We start from the raw sequence: 6,564 nt of genomic DNA on the forward strand, positions 1-6,564 counted from the left end.
CCTGACAGACAATTCGAAATAATTTCTTTAATTTGTACTTGTGTGAGATCCATACTGTTTTACTGTTTTATTTTATTTTTTCAAAGATAACAGTCTTGGGTCTTACACACTTTTTCGGGACAGTATCTTCTGCCTTATAGAGATGGAGGTCAAAGTATTTTTATTGCAATTTTAGCGCAAGCCTCTGCGTCAGCCAGCGCATGATGATGATTCTCCAAATTGTATCCACATTCTGCTGCTACGGTCTGAAGTTGATAGTTTTCTAACTTAAGGACCCTCTTGGATACTCGCAGTGTATCGTAAAACGTATAATTAGGGTAGTTCATTTCGCATTTTGCAAAGATAGATTTCAGACAATTTTCATCAAAAGGACTATTATGTGCCACTAAAGGAAGGCCCTCAATTTTGGGTGCAATCTGTGCCCAAACTTCCGGAAAGCTTGGTGCATCATCTGTATCTTCAGCACTTAGACCATGTATTTTTTGACATCTATAGTTGTAAAAGTTAGGAGTAGGTTTGATAAGAGAATAAAATGAATCAACAATTTCTCCTTCTTTGACAATGACGATTCCCACCGAACATACAGATGTTCTATAATGGTTAGCCGTTTCAAAATCTATTGCTACAAAATTTTTCATATTAACTATATCTCAAATATCTAAGAATGACGACTATAAATCCTTACAACAATGCTTCATTTACGGGAGATTGTTTAGGATTTTACGGATATAATCAAAAGTAGTAATTGTTGTATGAAAAAATAGGGCACAGCATCATAAAATGTATTACAGTAGTTTATTGATATTTGATAGAATGGTTACCAAATACTCATTATTACGCAGAGATATGTCGTTATGTGATAGATTCTAATGACCGTCACTATAGCTTGTTTTTAATGTTATATATCATAGCTCTGAATATTTGAAGGTAAATGGTATTGCGATATTCTAAAGATAAGTTAGGGTTAAACATAACTCAATCGATGAAGATCACTATCTGAGATATGCTGTTTGGGGCTGATAAAACAAAAGGGCGTGTCACCCTATAATGACACACCCTTAAGGATGAGAAATTATATATTATTCGTTATTTCTTAATGATTTTCTTGCTTACGTTACCTATAACTATTACATATGTACCTGCTTCCAGATTAGTGAAATCTAACTTTTGGTAACCATCGGCATTGCTATATACTTGTTGTACAAGCATACCATTGATATTATAAATATTGATGAGCGTTTTAGCTGTAACTCCATGTACAAAGGCATAATTTATTACCGGATTGGGATAAATGCAGATATTTTCTGATTTGATCAAACCTACCCCTTCATAATTTAATCCTTCGTATGATACACCATACATAGGATCTGTATTGCCGTGTTGGTCAAGAACAATCCAGTTTTTAGTCAAAGCATCTGCAACAGCTTCTATAGAAACTTTGTTTTCATCTTTATTTTGTGTGTCAATCATCACTGCCAAACGAATCACTTCCGATTTAGGAAGAGCTTTGACAATGTTGTTTATCTGATCGACAGGAAGCATATTGTTCTGACAAGATAGTGCTATTAAACTATCTGAATTGATCTTAAGGCTGTTAAGTTTGTTGTTATTACACTTGAGGATTTCAAGTTTATTAGAAGCGCTCAAGTCAAGATTTTCAATCTTATTACCTGATACGAAGAGCCTTTCAAGTGCTGGAGCATTGATTGTCAAAGATGAAAGATTGTTGTTCCTTAAATCGAGACGTCTCAGCGTAGAAGATTCTGGGAGTATAACCTTTTCAATTTTATTATTGGCACACTCTATTTCTGATAAATATTTACATTTAGATAAATCCAATGTTCCCTCAATTACGTTGTTGTTACATTCCAGAGTTCGGATGTAGCTACAATTGCTAAGATCAATAGATTTAAGAGCTTGGTCATTAATATTAAATCCTTCTACATTACCGCTAATGATAATTTTATCTGATGTAAGTGTGTAAGTTGAAGGATAAGCATTATCACTGATAGGCTCTTTTACACCACTAATGGACAATTCTCCATTTCTATAAATTGAGAATCTAACATTATCTCCAGCTTTTTTATCAAAGGTCAAAGTTACAGATTGTTTCATGTCTGCTGCATCAGAGCCAACATATATTTCACCCTTTCCTTGATTAGCAAACTTGTTATAATCAATAACTGTCCAATTCTTTTTAACGGCTATTGCAACATCATCTTTAGTACAGTCATTCTGTTCTGTACGATCTTTTATGTTATATGTATTAATAATTGTAATTGTAGGAGCATCTTTAAATGACTGTTCTGGAAGTGATTTCATAAGAGCCGTCATATTATCACCACTAATCTTGTTATCATAACACAAGATATTTACAATGTCTTTACAATTACTAAAATCTAATGACTCTAAAGAACAACCATTACACATCAGATATCTTAGCTTTTTATTGTATGACAAATTAAGTTTTGTCAGACCTAAATTATCGTAACAAAAGAGCTCTTCTAGTTCTTCATTGTGTGATAGATTGATTTTCTCAAGTAAGTTATGACCAATCTTTATCACCTTAAGTTTAGGATTGTTTGTAAAATCAACGCTTGTCAAGGTACCCCATTCAGATGAAAAAGATTCAAGTAATGGATTTTTAGATAAGTCTATATTTTTCTGTGCTTTACAACTTACAGAGATATTCTTAAGTTTGGGGTTGTTTGTTACCACAATTGGCTCTTCAAAGTCATTTAATGCACATGAAAGGACTTCCAATTCTGGATTTTTGGACAGATCAAGTTTACTCAAATTATTATTAAAGCAATTTAGGATCTTAAGTTTTGGATTGTTAGATAAGTTCAATGAAGATAATTTCAATTTGTCTGTTCCATTATCCTCGCAATGAAACTCTTCTAATTTTGTACAATTTGATAGGTCATAACTTGTAATCTCGTTTTTATTTGCAAATAACTTCACAAGCTCTGCATTGTTTTTAAGTTCCAATGATCCTATTCCACATCCTGTTATATCAAGAACTTTCAATTTAGAACAAGCTGAAAGATCTAATAACGGTATTTGAGCACCAGAATTAGGATCCTGATTCTCAGCACACTTTAAGATTTCTAGATTTGTGTTTTTACTTAAATCAAGGCCTATTATTCCATTGTTGCTACAATCTAATGAGACAAGATTTCTACTGCTACTTGTATTTAATTCTCTTAGAAGATTCATAGAACAATTCAATTCTTTCAGAGCCTTATTCTTACCAATAGACAGGTCTCTTATCATGTTGTTAGAACAATTCAAGGAAGAAAGGCTTGAACATCCAGATATGTCGATGGATGTAATTGAGTCTGAACTACAATCTAGTGTTTGCACATCTCCTTGAAGTTCAAAACTATTTCCATTAACCATATAAAAATGTGGCTTTCCATCACTTTTTATGGTACCAGAAAGACCTTTTGCTGCAATTTCTGTGCGACCGGTCATAGACAACTTTACGATTCTATTGGGGCTGGAAACGCTAAATGTGATTACTCTTTGAGCGAAAACTCTTTCCGAAGAAAAAACTATTGTTATTAGTCCAATTGTTAGAAAACAAATGAGTCTAATGATGTGATTGAATGTATGTCTCATATTTTTTCCTTTATGATTAAAACAAGTAGGAGCTGTTACCTATATCACAATAGGACAGCTCCTAATTTTTATTATTTCTACATCGTAGAAGAATTACTTAAGAATGATCTTGATTGATTCTGTTTGTGTTGAGGTCTTTACATTTACAATATACATACCGCGTGTTAAAGATTCAACAGGTATCTCTATACGGTCTGAATGAACTGGATAGTTTCGAACTACTTGACCATTCATGTCGATAAGCTTCACTTCTTTTATATCCAATGCATCAACTGTAATAACGTCTGATGCAGGATTAGGAAATACTTTTACTGATATTTGATTTTCTGAAACGATCTCCTTTATAGAAGCCGGATATGAATAGATATAGGCACCTGTAGAGGCTGGAGTTTTCTTGTTTGGAGCATATGTTCCTTGTGAAGTTCTTCTCAAAGGCATTCCATTAAGGTGGATATTGAAGCTACTGTATGGTGCATCCAAGTCATATGCAAATACTGGCATATTGATATCTTCAGCCAATACCTCATCATACTTGTACTTCATAATACCCACAGTTACCATTTCATTGCGCTTGTTAACTTGACTTACCTTAGTCTCTGCCAAGCAATTCTTATCATCGTAAGACATGTCATATTGTTCTGAGCAAGGAACTTCTTTTGGATCCTGTGTTGAAAGAGTACGGATATACAATTGAGTCTTAATCAAATTGTTATTGTCATATGTGTAATCAATCCACGCTTTAAGAACATCTTTAGATTCATCTTCTGAACTATTGCGAGAATAGTTTGATCGTTTGATCATATTTCCATGTTCATCGTAATCAAATTTCTCACTCATAATTACATCTTGAATATTGATTTCGCCCTTGATGCAATGTCCTTCATCATCATATTTAAAGACATATTCACCAAAAGACATTCCTGTTGGAATATTAGAAGCTTTTCTTGAGACAAGATTACCTACTTGATCATATTCATAATCGAATCTAGTATCACGTACTAAGTTTTTACTTCCAGAATAATCCAAGAATTTATCAATTCTTACCATCTTGTGATTGTCATTGTAATAAACAGAGTCAAAACTTGTAATACTATTGTTTTTGATGTAGTCTATTCTTGCCAACTCGTCTTTGCTGTCATAGTAATAGCGGAATCCTGAAACTCCTCCATCATATATCACACCACCAAAGTTGTATTTTTGATTTTCTGGCTTAGGATCCGGCTCTTCTTTACCCTTGTCCTCAACGAATGTTGCCTTAAGGGTAACGTTTGAATTAACTGTGAATCTTTTAGAAGTTGTAATGTCTTCTTTATTTGCCATTAGCTTATCAAGCTTATAGCCTTTATCTGGAGTAACCTTAACTATAAGTTCAGCTCCTTCTTCAACCTCTTCAAGATCATCTGTTGTATAGTCTTCTATTTCTATTTTTCCGTGCTCGGTTTTTTCAATTGTAACATTAAAGGTTTGAGCTTCTCCATTATATGGTTGCCCATCAGAGCCATATTGATTAACCTTTTGTACAGTCCAATTCTTTGAGTTAGCTAGCGAAACATCTGTAGTTGACATAACATTTAAATCAATGTCTGTAGTGCCTACAGGAACAACAAAAGAAAGTAGACCCTTTTCTTCTGCAGTGCGTTGAGGAAGGTTCTCTGCAATCTTATGAGAGGCTTCCATGGTCAACTTATTTAGATAACATGAGATATAACTAAGTGAGGAACATCCTTGAATGTCAATTGATTCTAACTTATTCTCTTTAACGTCCAAACTCTTGAGTTTTTCACAGCCTATTAAGCTAATAGTTACCAATTCGTTATTACTTGCAGAAACTCTCTCTAGGTTTTTCATGCCACTGAAGTCTAATTTCTCAAGGTTTCTATTTGTACAGGTAAATTCCTTTAGAGCTGTACATCCTTTCAGATTAATAACTTTAATTCCATCTAATGGCTTTGAGGTTAAAGAGGGACCATTGAAATCAATATACTCTAGTGAAGAACAATTCTCAAACGAAGCTTGTTTCAATATTGCATCATATGGAAATTCAATCAATTTGAGTTTTGGTAAATTGTCACATATTATGTTTTCGACGTCCTTATACTTAATAGATATAGATTCAATAACTTTTGATTCTACTTTGAGTGTTTCAATGGTAATCTTTTCACTATAACTTGCAGAAATCTCAGTGATATCTCCTGTAATAATGATTGGCTTAACGCCATTGCCATTTTCTGATGCCACAAGAGTAAACTCGTTTTTGCCGTCAACAGCTTTTGTTTCTTCAGCTCCTTCGACTTTAGCCTCTTTACCTTTTGGTATTGTGAAACTGATGGATACTTTGTCTCCTGCTTTGTAAACTTGCTCACCCGTATCGCGGTCTTTGTATTTGCTAAATGTCATATTAATAGTGTTCTGTGCATTCAGCACAGAAATAGACATCGCAAAGAGGACTGTTATTCCCACTATGGACATCAACCTTCGAGTAATGTTGTGATACATAATCTTAATTTTTTATTAATAAAAAGAACTTAGTTGTTGAATTTTATATTGATTGCTCACTTCCTATTTATTTCATTCTATTAAATAGAATTATTGTTTTTTACTTCGCAAACATAAAGAGAAAAATAATCCAAAACAATACTTTTAATTAAATAAATAGTACTATTTAGTCTTAATGAGCCTATTTTGCGAGCAAAATTAAATTGTAATAGGATTATTATAGAACATATTCATACTATTAAATCTCGTTGACTTATCTTATTACATCGGCTTTCTAGTGTTTTGTAGCGATGCAAAGATAGACACTTAAATTATACTCAATACTTCGGTAAATTTTTACCGAAAAATTAAAAGTTAAACAATAGAACTGACAAAAGTCGGTTCGAAAACACTAAAGAGATCATTGAAATGTTGTCAAAACGAATGGTTAAGCATGAAGAAATG

3 protein-coding genes are annotated in these 6,564 nt (G+C 33.2%); all 3 read right to left on the bottom strand.

What is annotated here, in order from left to right:
* Positions 1–149: 149 nt before the first annotated feature.
* The 3 genes from ACFO3G_RS02375 to ACFO3G_RS02385 all read right to left on the bottom strand — a co-directional run bounded on the left by ACFO3G_RS02375 (position 150) and on the right by ACFO3G_RS02385 (position 6,021).
* Positions 150–638 carry a 3'-5' exonuclease gene (locus ACFO3G_RS02375; protein ID WP_380077625.1) on the bottom strand — a complete coding sequence of 163 codons (489 nt, stop codon included), beginning with the start codon at positions 636–638 and terminating at the stop codon, positions 150–152.
* Positions 639–1,086: 448 nt separating this feature from the next.
* Positions 1,087–3,477: a T9SS type A sorting domain-containing protein gene (locus tag ACFO3G_RS02380; RefSeq protein ID WP_380077627.1), complete on the bottom strand. Its 2,391-nt coding sequence runs from the start codon at positions 3,475–3,477 to the stop codon at positions 1,087–1,089.
* 240 nt (positions 3,478–3,717) lie between these two features.
* Positions 3,718–6,021, bottom strand: coding sequence for a T9SS type A sorting domain-containing protein (locus tag ACFO3G_RS02385; RefSeq protein ID WP_380077629.1), 2,304 nt, complete (start codon positions 6,019–6,021; stop codon positions 3,718–3,720).
* Positions 6,022–6,564 lie beyond the last annotated feature (543 nt).

Source organism: Falsiporphyromonas endometrii, from assembly GCF_042654485.1.
Classification (GTDB): Bacteria; Bacteroidota; Bacteroidia; order Bacteroidales; family Porphyromonadaceae; genus Porphyromonas; species Porphyromonas endometrii.

What these genes read in the sequence shown, in the direction of transcription:
- ACFO3G_RS02375 (WP_380077625.1), bottom strand. Translation starts at nt 638, where the DNA reads ATGAAAAATTTTGTAGCAATAGATTTTGAAACGGCTAACCATTATAGA.
- ACFO3G_RS02385 (WP_380077629.1), bottom strand. Translation starts at nt 6,021, where the DNA reads ATGACATTTAGCAAATACAAAGACCGCGATACGGGTGAGCAAGTTTAC.
- ACFO3G_RS02380 (WP_380077627.1), bottom strand. Translation starts at nt 3,477, where the DNA reads ATGACCGGTCGCACAGAAATTGCAGCAAAAGGTCTTTCTGGTACCATA.